This is a genomic window from Crateriforma spongiae, assembly GCF_012290005.1.
Taxonomy (GTDB): Bacteria; Planctomycetota; Planctomycetia; order Pirellulales; family Pirellulaceae; genus Crateriforma; species Crateriforma spongiae.
The window spans coordinates 729,049-751,806 of sequence record NZ_JAAXMS010000001.1 but is presented as its reverse complement, the minus strand read 5'-3'; the positions used below and the strand labels follow the sequence as shown (position 1 = coordinate 751,806).

The window sequence follows — 22,758 nt, the reverse complement described above, 5'->3', positions numbered from 1 at the left end:
ATCGGAATAATGAAGAAAACCGGCACCCCCACGAGGGTGGACGACGAGCAGAAAACGCGAAAATACCGCTACTATCGGCCTCATTGGATGCATTCCCCCATCGGGTAGTTCTTTGAATTTTCGTCAAAAACTCGATTTTTCTCGAGTTCCCACCGTCGCCTTTGCCACCCCCTAGACGGTGAACAAATAGGCGTCGCAGCAATTCAGGATTGCGGTCAAAATGGCCGCAGCAGAACACGAAAACGCTCACTTGCCGCACACCAAACCCTCCATTCTTACTGCCACCTGGAGTCGGTCTGATGTCACCACCGACGATCAATCCTTTCGCACCGACGATCAATCTGCCCGAGGAGCGCCAAGGCATCTTCACGGAATTGGCGGAATGCGAGGGCAAAACCTTTCTTTACCGCCGCTTGAACGTCATGGGCCCCTTCTCGGGAACACTGCTGTATGACGGCCGATGGTTTCGGCAGAAGATCGAATTCGCTGGACACTTGGTTTGGTTTCGAATCAGCTGGCTGATCATCCACCGCAAAGCGGAGTTCCGTCTTCCCCCAGCGGTCGATCCCGAACAGCGATCATGCCGAATGGAAATCGACTTCTCTCGATTCCTATGGATCCGACGATTTCGTATCTGGATGGGCGAGACCCTGGTCTACGACGAAATCAACTGACGCTATCAATTTGCGAAGCCAACTTCGCACGTGGCTCGGCAACCGGCCAACGTAGCAACCGGCCAACGTAACTGTGCGATTCTGCTGAAGTCGTGATGAGCTGCCCCACCGTTGCCGAGGGACAGCCGGCAAGGGACGCGGACCGTATCCCCCCAATCTTCTACGCGGTGGTTTCGTCCGCCCCATCGCTCGGCCGAATGTGAAAGTCGCCCTTGGCCAATTCGTGATTCAGAATCTCCAACAGGGTTTGCAGGAACACCACGACCATGGGACCGACCAGGATTCCGATGGGACCGAAGACGCCGACGCCGCCGAGCACACTGAGCAGTGCCAACAGCGGGTGCAGCTGTGACCGCCCGTGCAAAACGAAGACTTTGATGACGTTGTCAATCGAACTGATCACCAAGGTGCCATAGATCAATAGAAAGATGGCTTGCCCCCATTGGCGTTCTACCAGCCCCAGCCAAACCACACAGGGCACCCAAACGGACGCCGCCCCAAGGAACGGCACCAGGGCCATGACCGTGGTCGCCAAGAACAGCAGCACGACCGAACCGGAAAACCCCAGAAAGAAATACGCGATTGCCGCCAAGACGCCCTGGGCAAGTGCGCTTAGCACCGATGCCAGCACGACGGCACGACTGGTCCGATCAAATTCCATCAACAGTCGACGTTCGTAGTTGTCATCCATGGGACTTAGCCGCATCAGCGTGTGGACCATCCCTGGACCATCGATCAAGAAAAAGTAGACCGAGATGACCATGATCAGGGTGCCAATCCCCAGAGTCACCAAAAACCCGCCGGTGCGACTGGTAAACTGAACAAACCAGGGTTGCAGCGTGTCTCGAGTGCTAAGAATCATCCGGTCGATTTCGTCATCACTCAGGTTGGCCGCCAAGCGGATGGGACCCCAGATCGATCCCCCCAGAACCTCCTGCATCCACCGTCGGGTTTTGGATCCTGCGTCGTCGCTTAGTTGTTGCAGACGGGCCATCAGATCCAAATCTTCGACATAGGACCGGGCAACGGGATCGTCAAATTCCCGGTTCTGCCAGCCTTTGATCTCGCTCAACAATTCATCCAGCGACTCGGCGGCGGACACCGCGGCCGGTGTGGCGGCGTCGCGTGCCGACTGGCTGATTGATTCATCGTTTTGCAGCGACCCCAGGATATCTTTGGCCTGCAAGACCTCCGACGTTTCAATTCGCTGTGGCTCACTGGACTGCAACCGGATGACAATTTCATCCAGGCGGCGGAAATATTCGGGATGCGGCACCGCCAAAGCCGTTTGCTCGCGGCCTCGTTCGATCGCCCGCTTCAAACTGCCCGCGTCGATTTGTTTCAACACTGAAGCAAACTGTCCGACCGCGACGACCACCAGCAACAGCAACGGCATCAACACGATGGTCAGAATCAACCCGGTGGTGATCGCCGCGGCGGTCCGCGGACGATTACCCATCCGGTGCAGAATCCACATGTGCACCGGGCGAAAGATCACGACCAGCAAGACGGCCAGGAACAACGGGACGAAGAATCCCGCCATGACTTTGTAGAACAACAAACCAACGGCGATGATGACCATCACCAACACCACCACTGACATGATCCGCGACAGCGATGGAAAGCTGTTGAACAGGCTGGAGGCCGCCGAATGGTGCGTCCCCACCGTCGAAACGGGGCGGTCGGCCGTCGGATCGGATGATGTCTTGCCGGTGTCCGCATCACGATCGATCGCGTCCCCGCCATCGACGTCGCCGGAGGAGGCCGACGGGGTTGGATCGGCCGGGTCGTCAGAATCCTTCATCGGAAGATCCGTCATCGGGGTTGGAAGTCGGGCGGCAAAAGGGGAACCGAACAACTGGTGTCCGCCGGCAGGATTGTGGATGATCGGCGTCGCGGTGCAAAGACAATCTTGCCGCATTCCCACACTCTCTGCCGCCGATCCAGCGCGTTGTCCAGCCCGATCGATTCCGAAACTCGCCCTCCAAAACGCAACTTCAAGCCGCTGATCCGGTGGACCAGACGCTTGGTGTTCGTGCTGGTCCTGGTGGGCTTGGCGGCGGCCGGTCGAAAAGCTGTCCAGCAGTGGCAAGCGGAGGTTCGATCGGCCGAAATTCGCCTAAGCGAACTGGACCGCCAGATTCAATCCATCAGCGTTCATTCGGGTGACGATGCGACGTTGGCTGCGCTGAGGCTGCAGCGAACCAGTGTCGCGAAATCCGTTCCCCGTGTCTCCAATCTGCGCTGGGGTTATATCGCTCTGGGTGCCTGCTGTTATGCATTATCACTGATGCCGCCCGGCTTGCTGTTACGACGCGCCGTTTTGGCAATGGGACAATCGTGCCGCCCCGGGGTCGCGGTGGCTGCCCAATTGATCGGTCATTTGGGCAAGTACGTTCCTGGCAAAGCGATGGTAGTCGTCTTGCGCGCCGACGTGATGCGTCGGCAGGGCGTTGCGGTGGTCCCCGCCGGAATCGCGGTGTTCATCGAAACGTTGTTGATGATGGCCGTGGGCGCCAGTTTGGGCGGTTTGATCATTTGCTTCCTTCCCGCCCCCGCGTGGATGCGATGGGCGGCCTTGGCCGTGGCCGCGGTGGCAACGCTTCCGACGGTGCCGCCAATTTTGAACCGAGCGGTCGACCGAGTCGCCCGGTCGCGTTCCGCGTGTGGCGACAATCCGTCCAACCCGCTGAATCACTGGGACGCCGGATTGTTTTTCGCCGGATGGGGCTACAGCCTGCTGGCATGGATCGGCATCGCGGCCGCGTTCACGTTTTTGGTTGTCGCGATCCCGCACGGCCCGCCGGATTCGGATCCCGCGGTCTGGTTGGAATCGCCCCAGACGGTCGACTTTGCCGGATTGGCGTTGGCCAGTGCCGCATCGATCAGTTTGGCGATGGTGATCGGATTTGCGTCACTGATCCCCGGAGGTGCAGGCGTGCGTGAATTGGTCCTGACAACCCTACTGGCACCGCTGGTCGGCCCCGCCGCCGCACTCTTGTCGGCGATTGCGGCTAGAGTTGTATTTTTGGTCGTCGAATGCGCGATGGCGTTGGCCGCGCAGACTTGGCTGCGTTTTCGCGTGGATGCGTCATCAACGATGGGTCCCGACCAGACGACCGCACCTTCCGCCTCCACGGACACGGCATGAACGATACCGCTTTGGCCGTCGAGCCACCGCCGGCCACCACCCAGCATCGACGCCTCGATTTGGCAATCGTGGTGCCCACCTTTAACGAACAAGACTCGTTGCAAGCCCTGCACGATGCGATCACTGAATCGGTCGACGACGCCGGCATTACGACCGAAATCATCTTTGTCGACGACGGATCATCCGACCAGTCGTGGCTACGCATCGAACAACTGGTCGCCAAGTCGTCGCGAACGCATGGGGTCAAGCTGCGTCGCAATTTTGGCAAAGCAGCAGCCTTGGAAGCCGGCATCGCGGCATCGACCGGGCGAGTGATCATTACGATGGACGCGGACTTGCAAGATGATCCGCAAGAAATTCCGCGGTTCATGCAACAGATCGATCAAGGTCTGGACGTCGTCAGCGGGTGGAAGAAAGTTCGTCACGATCCCTGGCACAAAGTCTGGCCCAGCCGAGTCTTCAATCGCTTGGTCAGTGGTCTGACTGGCGTGCAACTTCATGACCACAACTGTGGTTTCAAAGCCTATCGCCGTGAAGTCTTTGACGAAGTCCGGCTGTACGGTGAACGCCATCGATTCGTCCCCGTGTTGGCCGCTGAACGTGGTTGGAAAGTGGGCGAAATCGTCGTTCAGCACCATGCGCGCCCGTTCGGACAAAGCAAGTACGGTGTCTCGCGAATCTTGAAGGGATTCCTGGATCTGCTGACGATCTATTTCATCACCTCCTTTGGCAAGCGCCCGCTGCACTTGATCGGCGGGGTTGGGGTGGTGTGTTTTGCCGTCGGTGCCATCGGCATGTTGTACATGTCAATGATGTGGGTCCTGTCACGGACGTTTGCTTCGATCGACGTCCTGCACCTGCATGAAACGGCGATCTTTTACTACTGCATCTTGGCGGTCTTGCTGGGTGCCCAATTCATGCTGGCTGGACTGTTGGCCGAATTGATCGTCAGCCAGCAACCCGGTCGTCGCCCGGCAGCCAGCGTCGCCAAACGCGTCGGCTTTCGCCGCGACGAATCGCCCGATCACAGACAACATTCCACCGAAACGCCATCGAACGAATCGTAGGCTTCATGACATCATCCCCAACCAGTCCGCCGCATGGGCACGACCGAGATTCGGTACCGGTCGGTTCTCTGTTTTCTGTGCGACACCACTACGTCGTGATGGTGGTCATCGCCTTGGCCATCGCAGCCGGGCGGATCGCAACCGTTAGCAGTCGCGAAGGCAGCACCGCATTTTTGTCGGCCAATGACCGCAGTCGCTGGTGCACGATCGCCGCGTTGGTAGAAGACGGGACCTTTGCCATCGACCGCCAGATGCGTTTGAAAGATGCCAAAGGACGCCGGCACTGGCAAACGATCGATCGCGTCCAGCATCGTGGTGAAGACGGTCGGCGTCACGATTACAGCAGCAAACCGCCGCTGTTCCCCGTGTTGGTCGCTTGGCTGTACTGGGTGGTGAATCAGTGCACCGGAATGACGCTGACGCAGCAGCCGATTTATCTGGCAAGGATCATCTTAGCAGTGGTCAACTTGCCAATGCTGTTGGCCTTCTGTGTTGCGACAATCTTCAGCGTCCATCGTATAACGTCGTCCGATTGGACACGGCGGATTCTCTCGGCCGCGACATGCTTCGGCACAATGCTGATCCCGTTTTCCTTTTCGCTGAACAATCACTTGCCGGCGGCATCCGCGACCGCCGTGGTTGCGGCGTTGTTCCTCTGGCTTTCCCGCCGCCACAGCACCGACACAAATCAACGCACCGGAGATCGTTCCGGCTGGATGTCCTGTCTGTTAGTTTCATTGTCGGCCGGCGTCGCGTCCGGGTGGGTGGCTGCCAATGAATTGCCCGCACTGTCGATGGTCGGATTGTGGGGATTGCTATTCTTGTATTGGGACCGCCGCACGGTCATCGGCTACACCCTGGGAATCGGTGTGGTGGCCGCCGCGTTCTTCTGGACCAACTGGATGGCTCATCAAAGCCTGCGTCCCCCGTATGCCCATCGTGGCGTCGGTCCTTTGGTGGCGACCATGGATGCCGTCGAACCGAATCGGGCCGTTGAAGCGATCACCGGTCAGTTGCGTTCCGCCGAGGCTTTGGATCCACAGGAGTCCGTCGAATCACTGGTCGATTCTGACGAACCGGGCCGATGGCGTGCGGTAACCGATGCACAGCGGTGGTTTGCCGTCACCGCGGACGTGGCGTCCGGCGAAGTTGCCGAAAACCCGGTCCAGTCGGCATCGCGCTGGCGGATCTATCCGTGGGATGACTGGTATGAATATCCGGGCAGCTATTGGCAGACCGAACGCAGCGGTGTGGATCGTGGTGAACCGTCGCGAGGGACCTATCTTTTCAACGCGACGGTGGGGCACCACGGCCTGTTTTCGCTGACGCCGTTGTGGTGCCTGGTGCCGCTGGGATGGTTGTTCGCGGTCGCCGGACCATGGCGAACCGAAGTTCGTGATCAAGACGTTGTTCGCCTGTCCGACGGTCGGGCGGTTCGCGCGATGATGATTGCCATCATGATCGCTTCGCTGGTTTGCTTCGCGTTCTACATGGCACGCCCCAAGATCGACCGCAATTATGGGGGCGTCAGCACGTGCTTTCGTTGGATGCTGTGGTTCGCGCCACTGTGGGTGCTGTGCTGTGTTCCCGCGGTCGATCGTGTTTCACGGTCCCGTTGGGGACGTTTCACGATCATGGTTTTGCTGGGCCTGAGCGTCTTTTCCATGTCCACGGCATTGGATTCCCCTTGGCATTCCCCCTGGCTGTACCGGTACTGGGATTTTTTGGGCTGGCTGGACGGCTGACCGGATCACTACCATCGCCGGTCACCGCGCACCGCATGACCGGTGGGCGTGTTTGCCGAGAAAACGTTTTCGGCAACAGGAATCCACGCTAACTTTTTCGCGATCCAGCTTGAACGGCACGGAAGCCACGTCGAAGCCCAGGCCCTCGGCCTTTGGTCCGGGGACGTTTCTGATTGCGCTGTTAATTTTGCTGGTGCTGATTCTGGGCCAGGCTTCGCTGCCCGATACGGTCGGGGAACAGGCGCGTTTGGTACTGCTACAAAAACTGCAGGCCCACTACCCGCACCTGGTCGTTTCCATCGGACGCGGAAACTATGACGAAGACGTCGGACTGACATTCGAAGACATCGAATTCCGCGACCCCACACACGGCGTCAACGGCATTCCGCGTCTGCTGGTTCACATCGACCAGATGCAGGTCGAAGCCGATTGGAATTGGCAAAAAGTCGCCGAGCGGACCAATCCTCTGGTCACCCGTGGCATCATCATTGATGGGTTAGAAGCCCACCTTTGGCTTGACCAAAACGCCCGCTGCGGCCTGGAAACGCTGATGCCGTTGCCCAAGTTCGGCCCGGCTTGCCCCAAAACTCTTGTCCGCGACAGCCTCCTGTTGTGGGAAGACCCTCGGGGCGCGACGTCGGCGATCCCGATCAATTTGCGGAAAGCGGTCCTGCTAAAGTCCACTGACGTCGACGGCCAACTGGTCACCCAGTTCGACGTCCAAGCCGACGCGCATTTCTTGCGTCAGCTGAACGTGACCGGCGTTGTTGATAACGGTCGATTCCGGGTCGCGGCCTCCGCACGTCATGCCCAATGGAATCGACGTCTGCTGGACCGGTTGCCACCGTCGTTGTCATCCGAAGCCAACGAAATTCGCGGTTTGGATTGCGTGGCGGACGTTTCGTTGCGTGCCGAAGGCGTTACCGACGACATTGCGTCGATCCGCTATCAAGCCGACGTGACTGTGGCCGATGGACAGTTCCAGCATCCGCGAATTCCCCTGCCGTTGACCCAGATCCGCGGTCGCTTTTCCGTCACGCCGGCGGGGATTCAAATCGGTTCATCACAGGCTTTATTTGGCGATGCCGTTTGTCGCCTGGACGGTCATGTCGACGGCCTGAAGTGGCCGGCCCCTGCCGAACTGAACGTGACCACCGATGGGCTGCTGATGGATGACGGCCTCGTCAGTGCGCTGCCGGATCAACTGAAAACCCTTTGGCAACGCTTGCGGCCGACCGGTCACCTGGATGTCGATGCACATCTAAAACATCGGTTTGCACCGGAGCCGGAAGCCGGCATCCCCAAAAATGCCAATTGGACGCCGCTGCCTCAGTGGCGATGGATCAGCCGAGCCGACATTCAGTGCAAAGGCATCGACGTTCAATACGAGAAATTTCCTTATCCGGTCCAGCAACTGACCGGGCAGATTCACGTCGCGGACGATCGTGCGATTTGCGAATCGATGCACGGACGTGCCGGAGGCCGCATCTTTCGGTGTCGGTTTTCGGTTCCGACCAAGCCGGACCGGCCCTTTCAATTCGAAGCTCAAACGGACCTGCCACTACCGATCGACGAAGCACTGCTGGCCTCATTGACCCATCGCGGCCAGCCGACATCCAAATTGGAATCATTCGTCCGTTCGCTGGATCCTGTCGGTGCGGTGCAAGTCAAAAAGGCGATCATACGACGCGACGAAGCGGGAATCGTTCACCGCGACTTTGAATTGATTGTGATGGACGGGCGACTGAATTACCAAGCCTTCAGCTATCCGTTGTTCAACGTTCAAGGCGGCATTCGCATTTTGGATCGTGACGTCCGCCTGACGGGTTTTCGTGGGCACAGTGCTAGCGGCGGTCTGGTCCGATGTCACGGCGGGTACCGCATGCCGATCCGCCAAGACTCCGGCCACCCGGCGGCCGATCATCAGCGTCCGAGTGTTGAACGCATGACTGGAAAACGCGTAACAACGGATGATCCGTCCGGCCGATTGGATTTGACGTTTTCGGCCAGCGACGTATCCATCGACGACACGCTGCGATCAGCACTGCCGTCTTCCAGCCAAGTCACCTGGGATGCGTTGGCCCCGGGCGGCGTCTTGGATCACTTGGACGTTCGAGTCACACGATTGGGTTCCGATCCGATCGGACTGGACGTGACCGCACGTCAAAAGGTTGCACCGGAGGCTCACCACCGTTCAGTCACATTGCGTCCCACCGCGTTGCCCTATCGTTTGGATGTCATCGGTGGTCAGGTGCATTTTGATGGTCAGCGAATCACGATCGAAGGGTTGCAGGCCAGCCATGGCGGGTCCAGATTGACCGCCAGCGGCAGTTGCCAGCAGGTTCCCGACGGGCGATGGCAGCTTTCCTTGGACGTCAACGGCGGCAGTCGATTGGTTCCGGATTCGGATTTGATCGATGCCTTACCGGATTCCATGCGTCAAACCATGCGCAGCCTGCAACTTCGCGGACCGCTGGGAGTCCGCGGCAAAACCGATGTATTGTTCCCAGGTGGTGCTTTTCCGTCGCCGGTGCTGCGTTGGGACAACAAAGTCCAACTGGAAGGCAATCGAATCGGTGACGCCGGCAGTGTGCATTCGCTACGCGGCGAACTGGAAATCAGTGGACAACATGACGGGGTGCATCTGATCGCTCGCGGCAACGTCAATTTAGATTCAATGCACGTGGACGACATCCAAATCACAGGGTTGCGTGGACCGTTCGTCATCCATGACGACCAAATGGCACTGGGGCAAAACGCAGCGTCCGCCGATCCGGGCCCCGCGGGCGGCCAGACCGCACGCCCCATCGAAGGCCGATTGTTCGGCGGTCAAATCCGTGTCAACGGACTGGCCAATCTGTCCGCTAGTGAATTTGACGTCGGCCTGAACATCGTCAAAGCTCGCGTGCCCACGTTGTTGGCCGACCTTGGACATGCCGACCATGGATTGACCGGCACGCTGGACGGTCAGATGCGGCTGGGCGGTGTGCTGGGCGACATGGAACGCCTGCACGGATTCGGCCAGGGCAAGATGGAAGGTGCGAACATCTATCAACTGCCGTTCATCATTCAAATTTTCAATCAGTTGCGGATCAGTCCCTCTGAAGATGTCGCCATCACCAGTGGCGATTGCAAGTTCACGATCGACGGACGTGACGTGAACTTCGACACTTTGCGGTTGTGGGGCGATCTGGTGGCTTTTTACGGCGGCGGTACGGTCACCCGCGGCCGAGAACTTGATTTGTCATTGGACACACGCGTCAGCCCGCAAAACATCTTCACCAAAGCCATCGGACCGCTGCGTGATACGCCCTACACGCTGTGGACGCTGGACGTGAAAGGTCCGATCGGATCTCAAACCATTCAAAGACGCGCTTTCGACAACTTGGGTGAAACAATGGAGCTATTGTTGAATACCGGCGGATCCACCGGATCGCCGCGGACCGCTAATCAAGTGCCGCCCCCACTACGAAACTAGAAACACGACGAAGATCCATCCCACCCCGATACGAAGGTTGGCAGCGTCCAGCCGATTCCGTTTCGCAAAACCAGCTTTGATCGCCACCCTTTGCTTGTGATTCGCCCGTTATTTAACGCGGCAAACCGTACTTAATTTTTCAGCAGAACTTTGCAAGTTGATGATTCGATTTCCTTGACGTCCTGATTTCCTTCAAATCGGGGCGACGCCATTGATCAGGAGAATCTGACGATGAGCCTTCCTTCGATTCAGTCCGCCGGCATCGTGGCCGGTGTGCAGTTGGCAGCCGGAAAAGGCGGCGAAAGCGACGCCCGCGCCACCGAAGCGTCCAACCAAGCGGCGACGGCAGAAAAACCCGGCGGCAAAAATGCCGATTCTCCCGCCGTGGATGCCGGCGAACAGACCGGCGATCGCCACGGAAACGGGCGGCAGATGCTGGACACGTTCGAAAAGCACGACGATCCGGATTGCCCGCAAGACGGCGACGACGCAGCCGATTCATCGACGCCCCGGGACGCGGCGGATTCGGAGTCCGGTGATAGCCCGTCGCGGACGGGTGACGACACGGATCAGCCGCCGCCCCACTTGGACCTGATGGCCTGAATCGCGGATACTCTGGGCATTGCCTGGGGTCTCGTGATCATCCCGGGCGTTTCATCCGAACGGCCCTGACCCCCGCATTTTGTCCAGAACGCCCACACCGAAACGCCGACGCGACAAGCCGTCTGAAAATGTGCGTCAGGGATCTAAGAAAGCCATGGGTCGCGCGGCCGATCCAGCCGTCACGCCTAACGCCCCCGCATCCGCTTCACCGTGGGTCTTGTCGGCCGGGCTTGGCTTGATGACGTTCACACTGGTCTTCGCACATTACTTTCCGGCCGACAGCACGGCCGTTGAATCGGGCGATGCTTTGTGGGTCTGCCTGTTGGCCATCTTGGTCGGTTGGGCGGGATGGTGGTCGGCGTCCGAAGACATCACCGCCGAACAAGATTCACCCGTTCAAGTTTTGGGTCGGCGCCGCAGGAACCGGATCCCCGACCTGCTGATCTTCACTGTCGCCGCATGGATCGTCTTGGCAGCCTGGCAAACGTCGCCACCGGGTAATCTTCGCATGGCCAGCAATGAAGCTTGGTGGTGGGTGGCGGCAGCAGTCTGGTGGACCGGCACGAGACGACTGACCGCGGGGAGAGTGGGCATCCGTCGTCTGCTGATTTTGATCATCATCACCATCAGCCTGGCGGGCGCGGTTGAGGGCCTGCATCAACAGTGGATCAGCCTGCCGGCTGACCGTGCCCGTTACGCGGCCGATCCCGAAAGTGTGCTGGCCGAAGTCGGGATTGACGCACCGCCGGGGTCCGCCCAGCGGATGGCGTTTGAAAATCGCTTGAACGATGGCGGCCCGATCGGCACCTTTGCTTTGGCCAATTCGTTCGCCGCACAATTGCTGGTCGGCCTCGTGCTGTCGGTCGCCGTTTTGGTTCGATCTTGGAATACCCTTGGGAATCTTCACAGGGCGGTCGGTCTTGGAGGTTGGGCAATCCTGGTATTGGCACTGGTTGCCACGGGCAGTCGCAGCGGCATGGCATCGGGAGTGCTGGCATCGTTGGCCGCCGGCTGGCTATCCCTGAATCCGTCCGGTCGTCAAAACAAAGTTAAAAGTATCGCTGACCAGCAAGACTCCGGTGCAACGAGCAGTTCCGGAACAGCCAGTCCGCCGGAAGACCAGGTCCGCCCGAACAAGCAGGGTTCTTGGCAGCCCGTGGTGATCGGTATCGGCGTGTTGATGGTGGTCACGCTGACAGCGGTCGTCGCCTTTGGGCGTGGTGAATGGGTTCGCCAAGCCCCGATGTCATTGGCATTTCGATTCCAGTACTGGCGAAGCACTGCCGCAATGGCTCTGGATCACCCCTGGTTTGGTGCAGGACCTGGGAACTTTCAGTCCTTGTATGAACGCTATCGCGAACCGTCGGCGAACGAACAAATCGCCGAACCCCATAACTTTTTGATGGAAACACTGGGGGCCGGTGGGTTCATTGCGGCGGCACTGCTGATCATCTGGTTGCTTTCACTGCTGGCATCCCAAAGACACTCGTCTGCACCGGAGAATTGCCATGGCGAATCGCCCCCCAGTGAAACACGTAATCAGCATGTTGTCTTGGGTGGCTTTCTGGTCGGTGTGATGCTGTGCGTGATGTCGCGCTGGGTTATCGGAGCATCTCCCGCCTTCGAAGCCGTTTTGGCCTCGTTTGTTTTAGCCGGAGGCTGGTTCGTCGCGATGCGTTCTTTTGTGCAAGTCGACTGGGATGATGCGTTTGTCAGTTCCGTTGGTCGGGTTGCCATCGCCGGTCTCTTGCTGCACCTGACGGTTTCCGGCGGCTGGACCGTCCCGGGCGTCGCCCTGGCGGGTTGGACGCTGGGCGCTTTGGCGTTTCCATCACAATTGGTGCCACGTTCCGCCGTGTCGGTGGATCCTGATTCGCGTTCAAGGTGGGATCCCCCGCGGCTTGCGATCGGGGTGATCGGATTGGTGTTGGTTTGCGGAATCGGTTTCGGGTCGATTCGCCCGGTGACGCAGGCCGCACGGCTTAGCCGACAGGCAGAATTCAGTCTGATGGACGGCCGTGTCGACCAGGCTTGGCGTTTGTTGAATCAAGCGGTGGATGCCGACCCTTGGGATTTCCGTGCCGCTCTTTCGGCCGCCGACGCATCCCATTGGCGGCTGATCTTAGCCGCCCCGTCGCAGGTTGGTGTTGATCCCCAAACGGACCGTGTGACCGACGCGTCGGCGGAGGTGCAGCAGCGTCATCGACAATGGAAAAGCATGGTCGACACCACGCTTCGTCGAAGTGGCGTTTCACCGTCGGTGCGTCGCGCCTTGGCCGGTCAATCGCTGCACGTGTATCAGCGTTTCGGTTTTGCGGACGATTTGAGTTTCGCTGCTGAACTGCTGAACCAATCCACCGCGGCCAGTCCGTCGCACCAGTGGCACTGGGCACAACTGGCGGCGGTTCGCCAGGCGATGGGGGACCAAGCGGGTGCCAAAACGGCTGCGGACACTGCGGACACGTTGTCCAAGCTGGGCAATAATTATCAACGCTGGCTGGACCGCCAATTCATTTACCTTCCCAAAGTGGTGGGGGACGAGGCGAATTTTGGTCCTCAAACGGCACCAGCCAGCGAAGTGCTGCAGAACCTTCTGGACGAAAACGTCGTATCAGCAAAAATCTCGAAGTCTTCCCACTCCGATTCACAGCCCGAATCATGAAATTGATCGTCTCCATGTTGGTCGCCGGATTGATCGGCGGCGTTTTCGCCTATGGCCATGTGGTGTCCAAGTACGGCGGTGCCGAAGGTCTGTTCGGACCGATGAAGCTGGATGGCGAGGTCACCGCGGACAACATCATGCGGCTGCATGTCGAATCGTTGCCCGATGACCTGCCGGTGGCCACCACGCCTCAGGGCATGGAGCATGACTTTGGCATCATGCGCGTGGGCGAAAAAGGCGAACACTATTTTGTGATTCGAAACGAAGGCCAATCGCCCCTGACGTTGCGACAGGGGGCATCAACCTGCAAATGCACCTTGGGCACGCCTGAATCGTCGTCACTGGCCCCAGGTGAAAGCACGCGTGTCAAACTGGAATGGACGGTCAACGCACGGGGTGATGACTTCAGTCAAACAGCAGAAATCATCACCAATGACCCTCACAACGTGGCGATCCGGCTGAAGATCCAAGGCCAGATTGTCCGCGACCTGAAGATGGATCCCGACGTCGTGGCGTTGGGCAACGTCGCGGCCGGCCAAGCGGTGGATGTCAAAACGCTGATCTACAACTATTCCGACAGCCCGATTCGTGCGGACGATGTCATGATCAGCGGCGACGAAATGGCCGAATTCGCCGAACTCAGCGTCAAGGAGGTCGAACCCGACGACCCGGTCCACGAAGCAGCACGACAAGCATTCGAAGTCTCCATCCATATCGAACCGGGGCTCAGCCAAGGTCCCGTCAACGAAAACTTGTGGTTCACGTTCACGCCGGTCGGCGACGACGGCAGCGTGTTGGTTGACGAATCGGGCGATGTGGCCGAAGCGGTTCGGATGGACTGGCAAGTGGTTGGCCGTGTCGTCGGGGCGCTCAGCATGATCCCCAACCCGCGATTGTCGGGTGTCACCGGGGGCGGGTGGATATACAAGTTCGGGCGCCCGAAGACGCCAGATGAACTGAGCGGCAAGTCCTTCATCACCCTGAAGGGACCGATGAAGGATTCGACCAAATTGTCGATCGGCAACGTCGAGCCTGCGGATATTGTCACCGCGACCTTGGGCGATCCCATCGGACAGGGCGAAATGTCGCTCCGTCGGCTGACGATTGAGCTAAAACCTGGTGAAAAACCGGTTTCTCGCTTGGGGACCGTGGAAGAAGATTTCGGAATCGTGACCATCGAGTCCGATAATTCGAAAGTCCCGCCGATGAAGATTTATCTGACCTTCTCGCTTCCTTCGGCACGCCAGTGGCAGGCGGAACAACTGGACGCCCAAGAACAACCGTCCGCCCCATCGATCGACGATGCGTCATCGGATGATGCGGACGCAGAATCTTCATCGGAACCCGAGAACTCCGAAAAAGACGACACCAATTCGGAATAAGCAATGTTCACCGCCCCGACATCGACATCTCCGTCCGCCGCCGACACGGATCCAAAGTCAGCTTCGGACGTCCGTTTGATCGGTCGATTCGGGGTGCTGGCATTGCTGGTCGTAGCCGTCGGTTGCGGCGGCCCCGAAACGCCGCCGCCTCTGGCAACCGAAATGGATGCCACCGACGATCTTGCGTCGTCGGAAGCTCCGATGCTGGTCGACGTCGATCCGGAGGATCATGCCACCGTCCACCTTCGACAAACCCCGCGGGTCGAGCGGGACGCATCTTCGTTGCCCGGCGACTTGCAACCTGGCGAATCCGCCTCACGCGCAATCGCGTCGTCTGATTCGGGTCCGGCGGTTGCCAACAATTTTGACCTTTCGCCGCCCGAACTCGGTCTGGACGATGCAAAGTCGAATTCGACTGACCTGGCACAGCCTGCGGTAAGCTTGTCGGCACCGGAATCGGAAATGGTCATTTCGTCCCCCAGTGATCAACTGGGCTTGGACACGCTGGATTCGGCTGTTCCGGATTCGGCTGCTCCGGATCCGGCTGTTCTGGCGTCCGATGACGATTCCGAAGCATCCGTCCAGGACAACGCGATCACCGCAAGCATCACGCCGGAATCGTCGCGTCCCGCTGCAGAGATCAGCTTGGCCGCCGCGGATGTTCCCACCGGCAAGGATTCCGGCAACGACGACGCCACAGACAACGATCCCCAGCCCAATGCTTTGCGATCGACGCCATCATCCGGCACACCGGAAAATCGGCTGCGAGAACCTGCTGATCAAACGCTGGGACAGCCGATCGATTACCGCAGCTGGCCCCAACCGGCTTTGACGCTGGTGTTCACCGGCCAACAACACGGCTACATCGAACCGTGCGGTTGCACGGGGCTGGATCGTCAAAAGGGCGGGGTGGCTCGCCGGTACACCTTTTTCGACCAATTGAAATCCGCCGGCTGGACGTTGGCCCCGATCGACACGGGAAACCTGATTCGTCGTTTCAGCAGCCAGGGTGAAATCAAATACCACCGCAGCGTCGAAGCACTCCGGGCGATGAATTACCAGGCGGTCGGATTCGGCCCGGATGATGTTCGGCTGGGGGTCAGCGATCTGATCCAAGAAGCCGCCGCTGACTCGGCCGACGACGCCCTGTACGTGTCTGCCAACGTCGTGTTGTACGACCCGTCGCTGATGCCCAGCCACAAAATCATCCAACGCGGTGGCGTTTCGGTCGGCGTCACAACGGTGCTGGATCCGGAATTTGTCGAAGGCACCGTCGCCACCGATGTCACGATTCAGCCGGCGGTGGAATCCGCCAAGAAAGCGGTGGCCGAAATTCGAAAATCCAATCCCGATTGGGTGGTCGTCACGTTTTTCGGGACCGAAGAAGCCGGGCAAATGCTGGCACGGCGTGTCGATGGCATTGATTTGCTGTGTGTTTCGGGCGGCTACGGCGAACCGACGTTCCAACCTCAAACGATCGACGGCAGCGAAACACAGATGATCGTGACCGGCGACAAAGCCATGTATGCGGGTTTGATAGCTTTATACCCTGACGATTCCTTGCGCTATGCACGCGTGCCGCTGAGCCATGAATTCGCTGATGCTCCGGAAATGCGTCAGTTGATGAAAGCCTACCAAGAACAACTTCGTGATCTTGGTTTGGAAGGTCTGGGCATCAACCCGCAACCGCATCCCGACGGCGGACGTTTCGTCGGCAGTGCGACGTGCGGTGAATGCCACACCACCGCGTTTGAAATCTGGGAATCGACACCACACGTGCACGCCACCGACAGCATCGTCAGCCCGCCGAAGGAACGCGGTGACATTGCCCGGCACTTTGACCCGGAATGCATCAGCTGTCACGTCACCGGTTGGAATCCCCAAAAGTATTATCCCTATGAATCGGGCTATCTTTCGCTGGAAACCACCGACCATCTGACGGGCAATGGTTGCGAAAACTGTCACGGCCCTGGTGCGGATCACAGTGCCGCCGAAGCCGGGGATTTGGATGTGACCCAGGATCGCTTGGAGCAACTGCGTCGTGAAATGCAGCTACCGCTGGAAAAAGCCCGCGAAAAGTGCATGGAATGCCACGACCTGGATAACAGCCCCGATTTCCACGACGAAAACGCGTTCGAAGACGTCTATTGGCCGGAAGTCGAACACTACGGCGTCGACTGATCCGCCGCTGACACGACGCCCGATTGCCGTTTACCGCGACGAAGCGAATCGCCTATCCTGCCGCCAAGGACAAGGATTGCCCCGCCCGTCGCCGAAGGAACGGCCATGTACCGTTGGTTACTGTGTTTTCGATACCTGCGCACGCGGTACATCGCGCTCGCGTCGATCATCAGCGTCACCCTGGGCGTGGCGACCCTGATCGTCGTCAACGCCGTGATGAGCGGCTTTGCGGCGGAAATGCACGAACGCCTGCACGGCTTGGCGTCCGACATTTTGCTGGAATCTTGGGCCAGCGGCGGCCTGCCCAATCCCGAATTCCACGTCGATGAAATCCGAAAGGTCGTCGGTGACGATTTGGAGGGCGTTTCGTACAGCGTGCACGTCCCGGCCATGCTGGGCATCGACCACAACGGCCAAGTGATCACCCGTCATGTCCAATTGGTCGGCATCGACCCGGCGACTTATGACAAGGTCAGCCATTTCGGCCGCTATTTGATCCACCGCGACAATCGCCAATCGGTCAGTTTCCAGCTTCGTGATGGGGGCTATGCCGAATCACGCGAAGGCTTTCCGATTTCGGGCTGGAGCTATCGGCGTCGGCGGGCCATGGAACAACAACTGTTGCGGCAAGAACGTGAACGAGCCGAACAGATTCGGCAACAATTCGCTGTCCCCGACAACGCCGCATTCCCGACCGAAACGTCCAACGCGGACGGTGATGGTTCACCGATTGACGAGGGTTTGGCCAGCGGCCCCAGCTGGATGAACGGCCCATCGATGCAAAACGCTGTTCCAGAAGAGTTGGGCGGAGGCGAATCGGCAACCGAATTTGATCCGGCCAATGAACAATACGCCGGGATCGTTCTGGGGATCAGCACTTGCAGCACCAAGTGGCGTGACAGCGACGGCAATGTTCACGACACGTACTTTGCCCGCCCCGGCGATGACATCCGCATGATGTTCCCCAGCGCCTCGGACAACCCCAAAGTCATCAATCAAAAATTCACGGTCGTCGATTTGTACGAATCGGGAATGAGCGAATATGACAGCACGTTTGCATTTGTTCCGCTGGACAAACTGCAAGACTTTCGCCAGATGGTCGACCCTCAAACGAATGTTCGCAGCGTCACCACGATTCAACTGAAACTGCGTGAATCGGCCAACCTGAACGCCGTTCGCGATGCACTGCGTCAACGATTCCCGGCGGACGTTTATTCGATGAACATCCAAACATGGCGTGACATGCAAGGTCCGTTGCTGTCGGCGGTCCAGCTGGAAACCACGATTTTGAACATCTTGCTGTTCTTGATCATTGCCGTCGCCGGGTTCGGGATTTTGGCCACGTTCTTCATGATCGTCGTGGAGAAAACTCGGGACATTGGAACCCTGAAAGCCCTGGGCGCATCGGGCGGCGGGGTGATGAGCATCTTCCTTAGCTACGGTCTTCTGCTGGGCGGTGTCGGCAGCGGCGTTGGCTTGGTCGGCGGGCTGCTGTTTGTCCGAAACATCAATCGCATCGCTGAATTGGTCGAAATGGCGACGGGCCAAGAAGTCTTCGATCCGACCGTCTATTACTTCACCGAAATCCCGACCATCATCGACCCGATCACCATCACCTGGGTCATGGCGGGCGCGATTGCCATCGCGGTCACCGCCAGCGTGCTTCCCGCACTGCGAGCGGCACGAATGCACCCGGTCGCCGCATTGCGTTTCGAATGATCCCGGCAACGCGGCCCAAACCACCGCCGATCTCCATCAACCCAAACCATCCCGCCCCAAAAAGTCACCCGAAAAGCGGCCACTGCCGACGGCATACCGCACACGAGGATCCACCGATGTCCGACATCGTTCTTAGCGCCCGCGGCATCAAGAAAAGCTACTTCAAAGACAAATTGGAAGTCCCGGTGCTACGTGGCGTGGATGTGGATGTCCCCCGTGGCAAGGTGACTGCCTTGGTCGGTCGCAGCGGCAGCGGAAAAAGCACGTTGATGCACATCCTGGCGACCTTGGACCAACCGGATGAAGGCGAGGTGTACTTCGGCCAACAACGAATCGACAACACAAGCCGTCGCACCCGAGACAGCTTTCGCAACAAGCAGATCGGCATCATTTTTCAGTTCTATCATCTGTTGCCCGAACTCTCCGCACTGGAAAACGTCCTGGCTCCCACGATGATCGGCCGCAGCTTGACGGACTATTTCCGCAGCCGCAAAGAAACCCGCCGTCGCGCCGAAGCAATGCTGGACCGCGTCGGATTGCTGCAGCGTGCCAGTCACAAGCCCAGCGAACTGAGTGGTGGTGAAATGCAGCGAACGGCGATCGCCCGGTCGCTGATGAACGATCCGCAGCTATTGCTGGCGGATGAACCGACGGGAAACCTGGACACCGACACCGGCCAAGAAATCTTGGGGCTGTTGCGTGGGCTGAACGAAAACGAGGGGCTGACCATTTGCATGATCACCCACGATGATGCAATCGCCGAAACCGCCGATGTCTGTCACCGAATGAAAGACGGGCAATTGTTGTTGTCACCGCGACGCACTCGAACCGAATCACCCGACGCCCCGAAACTGCAAATCGCTTAAGAATCCTGCGGCGTGCGCAGCAGCCTTGACGACGATTTCGTCGCGACGTTTAGGAACATCGGGGCAATGCCAAGCTCAGAACAGAAACGACGGTTCGGCAAAGACGGCGTCCAGGTCGTCTTCGTCGATATCAGCCATGACGTTCCCCCCCACCGCCATCAGTTCGCCTGCCGGTGATTCGGATTCACCGCCGCGGGCCAATTCATTGATCACCCACAACGCGTCGAATGATGTGACGTCGTTGTCGCCGTTGACGTCATAAAATCCACCGAAACGCACCGTCGCATCGGCACCCAACAATTGGCCGTGCCGTGACAAGAAGTTGATGATCTGCAGGGCATCAAACGCGGTGACATCTTCGTCGGCATTCACGTCGTGCCGGGTCACTTGATTCTGCAGCGGACGCTGGCCGGCCCCGACAACGACCGAAACGGTTTCGTCAGTAAACAGTTCCGGATCATTCTGGCTGATCAGTCGAACATTGATTTCGTGAGGCCCGATCAGCGATGAAGGCAAGATGCCGTCGATCACGCCCGTCGCAGCGTCATACTGGACCCAGCGCGACATACCGGCCGATTCCAAATCGATCTGCAGTTGCCAGGGATCATTTTCAGGGTCACTGGCATAGCCGTCGGGCAATTCGAACCGATACGGCTCGCCGGCCACGGCGGCGGGAGGGGTCAGTTCCAAATCAAACTTCGGCGGCTCATTGACGTCTTGAATCACCAATTCGATGGTTGCTTCGGTCGACCGTGGTGGGTTGCCCGTATCGGTCACCCTGACATCCAACGTGTATTGGTTTTCGCTTTCGTAATCCAGCCGGGCGTTATCGTTCAACGACAACAAACCGGACGAAAACAGCGTGACCATGTCCACTGCCGTGCCCCCGATCGCTTCAAACGCCGCACCCTGACCACTCTCCGGATCGGATGCGGACAACATGGCCAAGATCCCTGTCTTGTTCTCGGGGATCTCCACGAGCGTGGTGGTCAACTGTGGGGCTTCATTCACATCGGCAACAAACACCGTCACGGTAGCGTCATCGAACAAGGCCGGCTGGCCATTGTCGGTCACGCGAACTTGCAAATCGACACGACTGACGGTTTCGAAATCCAGGGGCTGTGCCACCAACAACTTGCCGGTGGAAGCTTCCACTTCGAACAGTCCGGCATCGTTACCGCCAACAATGGAATACTGAAACACAGTGTCGGCGTCCGGATCTTGTGCGAACAATTCACGCACGACCGTGCCGACCGGTTGGTCTTCGGCAACAAACGCGGTTGCATCGCCAAGACTGGGCGGTTCGTTCGCATCGGTGACATTGACGATCACCGTTCGGTCCGACGCAGCGCCGCGCGAATCGGTTGCGACGACAACCAATTCGAATTGCTGCTGCGTTTCGAAATTGAACTCGGCGTTCTCAGTGACAGTGATTTGTCCCGACACCGCGTCGATGGCGAATTCGTCCTGTGTCCCCCCCAAAGCAAACGTGATCGAATCGCCGTTGGGATCGCTGGCCGTGACGGTACCGACAACGGTGCCCGCCACCGAGCCTTCGGACACGGCGAATTCAGCCGAATCAATCGCGGGCGGTTGGTTCGGACCCGCGGTGAAATCGAAGACAAAATTCTCGTATTGCTGGACGTTGATCGGCTGGATCGATGACACCCAGTTTTCGTCCAACAGTTGAACGTTGTATTGACCTGGGAATAGGTGGCGGATGTCGTAATCGCCATTCTCGTCCGTCACGGCCGTCGGTTCGTGTTGCCAGTACTCCAGTCGATCGAAACGCCCGAACGGTCCACCTTCCTTGGTGTCGACCGGGTAGTCGTTGTCGGCAAAGGCGAACACGTATGCGATGTTGTCTTCACCAGACGACACTTCGATCGTCTGTCGCGCACTGTCGACCAACAGTCCGCTGACCGTTTCGTCGATCAGTTGCCCGTCGACGGTATAGGCCTGCAAACGCCCGTAGACTTTTGAAAGCGGGTTGTCGTCGCCGATCGCTACGATCGACGCGCGATTGACCGGTCGATAGAAATCGATTCGCAAGACATTGCTGTTTTCAAACCAGTCGATTCCGCCTTTGGCGAAAATTCGGTTGGTTCGCTCGTTGGGGAAATCTTTCTCCCGCTCGGCGGTCACTTCGTGTGCGGCAAACGAGCCCAAAGCAAAATTGGTAACCGTCGCACCGTCGAACGCGTTTAGCAGAGGCACACCGGTATTGGTGGGCGTGCTGACATCGTCCGGATCGACGACGAAGTGCAGATTGTCTTGTTGCCCATTGCCATTGGTGTCGGCCAAGACGGTCACATTGGCGATCCCCTGATTGATTTCGCCGCGGATCGTGCCCCGAACACCGCCGACAAAATTGGGTCCACCGACGTGGTCCAAGTCGCGTCCGGCATACGGAAACTGGCTGGGTTCGCCGAACAGATTGTCAGCCAATGCCCACCGAGCCGGATCCCCCGCTGCGGCCTCATTTTGCACCGTTCCGACGACCCAATCCTCCGGCAAACTGCGGCTGGATTCGCCGACGCGTCCCGCATAGCCGAACCCTTCGGTACCGATGACCGCGGTGGCCTGGGGTGCATTGATGGCGGTTAGGCCGGTTCCGATTTCGGCGTAGACGATGTTTCCATACGCCAGGTCGCCGCGGCCGACAAACGGATGCAGCGATATCGAATCATGAATTTGCCACGTCGCGGCGATCGCAGGATCGATCACACCGTCGTCGTTGGTGTCGATATCGGTCCCCAGCGTCGGTTCGTTCCCGGTTTGGACCAAGATGTAAGCGTTGGCGCCAATGATGAAGTCGATTCGTTCCGACAAATCATGAGTGTCGCTGTACAAGTCTGCGGGCAAACCGCCGAATCCCGTCTCGGTCGAAACCAAGGTGTTCGCCGCGGGGTCGGCCACGTGCGGACTGTCCTTTTGCAGCATGACCAGGTAGCCGTTGGATCCGAACTGCTGACCGCTAAGATCGAACTTGCCGTGGATTTCGCCTTTGTTCAGACCACGCTCACTGACAACCAGCAGGTAGGTACCCTGTTGCAATGTCGCGTTCGGCTGGCCGCGCAGTTCCACCATTTGCGTGGTGTCTTTGTCACCGAACAACGGATCGACCAACAGTTCGCTAATGTGGGCCGCCAGCAAACGGCGGCTGTCCAAAGCTTCGATGGCCAGTGGGCGGCGTCGCGAACGGACTTTCTTCATCGCGGATTATCTCG

Annotated in this window: 13 protein-coding genes; 11 read left to right on the top strand and 2 right to left on the bottom strand. The window is 58.7% G+C overall.

Going from position 1 to position 22,758, the window contains the following annotated elements; all coding sequences use genetic code 11:
• The first annotated feature begins 299 nt into the window (after window positions 1-299).
• Window positions 300-674 carry a hypothetical protein gene (locus HFP54_RS02785; protein WP_168563968.1) on the top strand — a complete coding sequence of 125 codons (375 nt, stop codon included), beginning with the start codon at window positions 300-302 and terminating at the stop codon, window positions 672-674.
• Window positions 675-834: 160 nt separating this feature from the next.
• On the opposite strand, the gene HFP54_RS02780 is transcribed toward HFP54_RS02785, so the two are convergent.
• Complete coding sequence (locus HFP54_RS02780; RefSeq protein WP_235951203.1) at window positions 835-2,478, bottom strand: AI-2E family transporter; 1,644 nt, start codon at window positions 2,476-2,478, stop codon at window positions 835-837.
• Window positions 2,479-2,625: 147 nt separating this feature from the next.
• Here HFP54_RS02780 and HFP54_RS02775 point away from each other — a divergent pair, with 147 nt between their 5' ends.
• The 10 genes from HFP54_RS02775 to HFP54_RS02730 all read left to right on the top strand — a co-directional run bounded on the left by HFP54_RS02775 (window position 2,626) and on the right by HFP54_RS02730 (window position 19,528).
• A complete protein-coding gene (locus HFP54_RS02775) occupies window positions 2,626-3,825 on the top strand; it encodes a lysylphosphatidylglycerol synthase domain-containing protein (RefSeq protein WP_168563966.1) in 1,200 nt (399 codons plus the stop codon).
• Window positions 3,822-4,892 (top strand): glycosyltransferase family 2 protein, encoded by a 1,071-nt coding sequence (locus tag HFP54_RS02770; protein WP_168563965.1) that lies wholly within the window; start codon window positions 3,822-3,824, stop codon window positions 4,890-4,892. The genes HFP54_RS02775 and HFP54_RS02770 overlap by 4 nt, the downstream gene beginning before the upstream one ends.
• Window positions 4,893-4,897: 5 nt before the next feature.
• Complete coding sequence (locus HFP54_RS02765) at window positions 4,898-6,637, top strand: hypothetical protein (RefSeq protein WP_235951202.1); 1,740 nt, start codon at window positions 4,898-4,900, stop codon at window positions 6,635-6,637.
• 109 nt (window positions 6,638-6,746) lie between these two features.
• The gene (locus tag HFP54_RS02760; protein WP_168563964.1) at window positions 6,747-10,115 is read left to right on the top strand and encodes a hypothetical protein; all 3,369 of its coding nucleotides are present in this window, start codon (window positions 6,747-6,749) and stop codon (window positions 10,113-10,115) included.
• Window positions 10,116-10,346: 231 nt separating this feature from the next.
• Window positions 10,347-10,718, top strand: a complete 372-nt coding sequence (locus HFP54_RS02755) for a hypothetical protein (RefSeq protein ID WP_168563963.1) — start codon at window positions 10,347-10,349, stop codon at window positions 10,716-10,718.
• 154 nt (window positions 10,719-10,872) lie between these two features.
• Entirely contained in the window at window positions 10,873-13,380 is a 2,508-nt protein-coding gene (locus HFP54_RS02750) for an O-antigen ligase family protein (protein WP_168563962.1), read from the top strand.
• Window positions 13,377-14,762 carry a DUF1573 domain-containing protein gene (locus HFP54_RS02745; RefSeq protein WP_168563961.1) on the top strand — a complete coding sequence of 462 codons (1,386 nt, stop codon included), beginning with the start codon at window positions 13,377-13,379 and terminating at the stop codon, window positions 14,760-14,762. Before HFP54_RS02750 ends, HFP54_RS02745 begins: the two co-directional genes overlap by 4 nt.
• Window positions 14,763-14,765: 3 nt before the next feature.
• The gene (locus tag HFP54_RS02740; RefSeq protein ID WP_168563960.1) at window positions 14,766-16,943 is read left to right on the top strand and encodes a multiheme c-type cytochrome; all 2,178 of its coding nucleotides are present in this window, start codon (window positions 14,766-14,768) and stop codon (window positions 16,941-16,943) included.
• Window positions 16,944-17,048: 105 nt separating this feature from the next.
• Window positions 17,049-18,662 (top strand): ABC transporter permease, encoded by a 1,614-nt coding sequence (locus tag HFP54_RS02735; RefSeq protein WP_168563959.1) that lies wholly within the window; start codon window positions 17,049-17,051, stop codon window positions 18,660-18,662.
• A gap of 116 nt (window positions 18,663-18,778) precedes the next feature.
• Complete coding sequence (locus HFP54_RS02730; protein WP_146412314.1) at window positions 18,779-19,528, top strand: ABC transporter ATP-binding protein; 750 nt, start codon at window positions 18,779-18,781, stop codon at window positions 19,526-19,528.
• A gap of 75 nt (window positions 19,529-19,603) precedes the next feature.
• Here HFP54_RS02730 and HFP54_RS02725 read toward each other — a convergent pair whose 3' ends face one another.
• On the bottom strand, window positions 19,604-22,744 hold the full coding sequence (locus tag HFP54_RS02725) for a cadherin domain-containing protein (RefSeq protein ID WP_168563958.1): 3,141 nt from the start codon (window positions 22,742-22,744) through the stop codon (window positions 19,604-19,606).
• Between the last annotated feature and the right edge of the window lie 14 nt (window positions 22,745-22,758).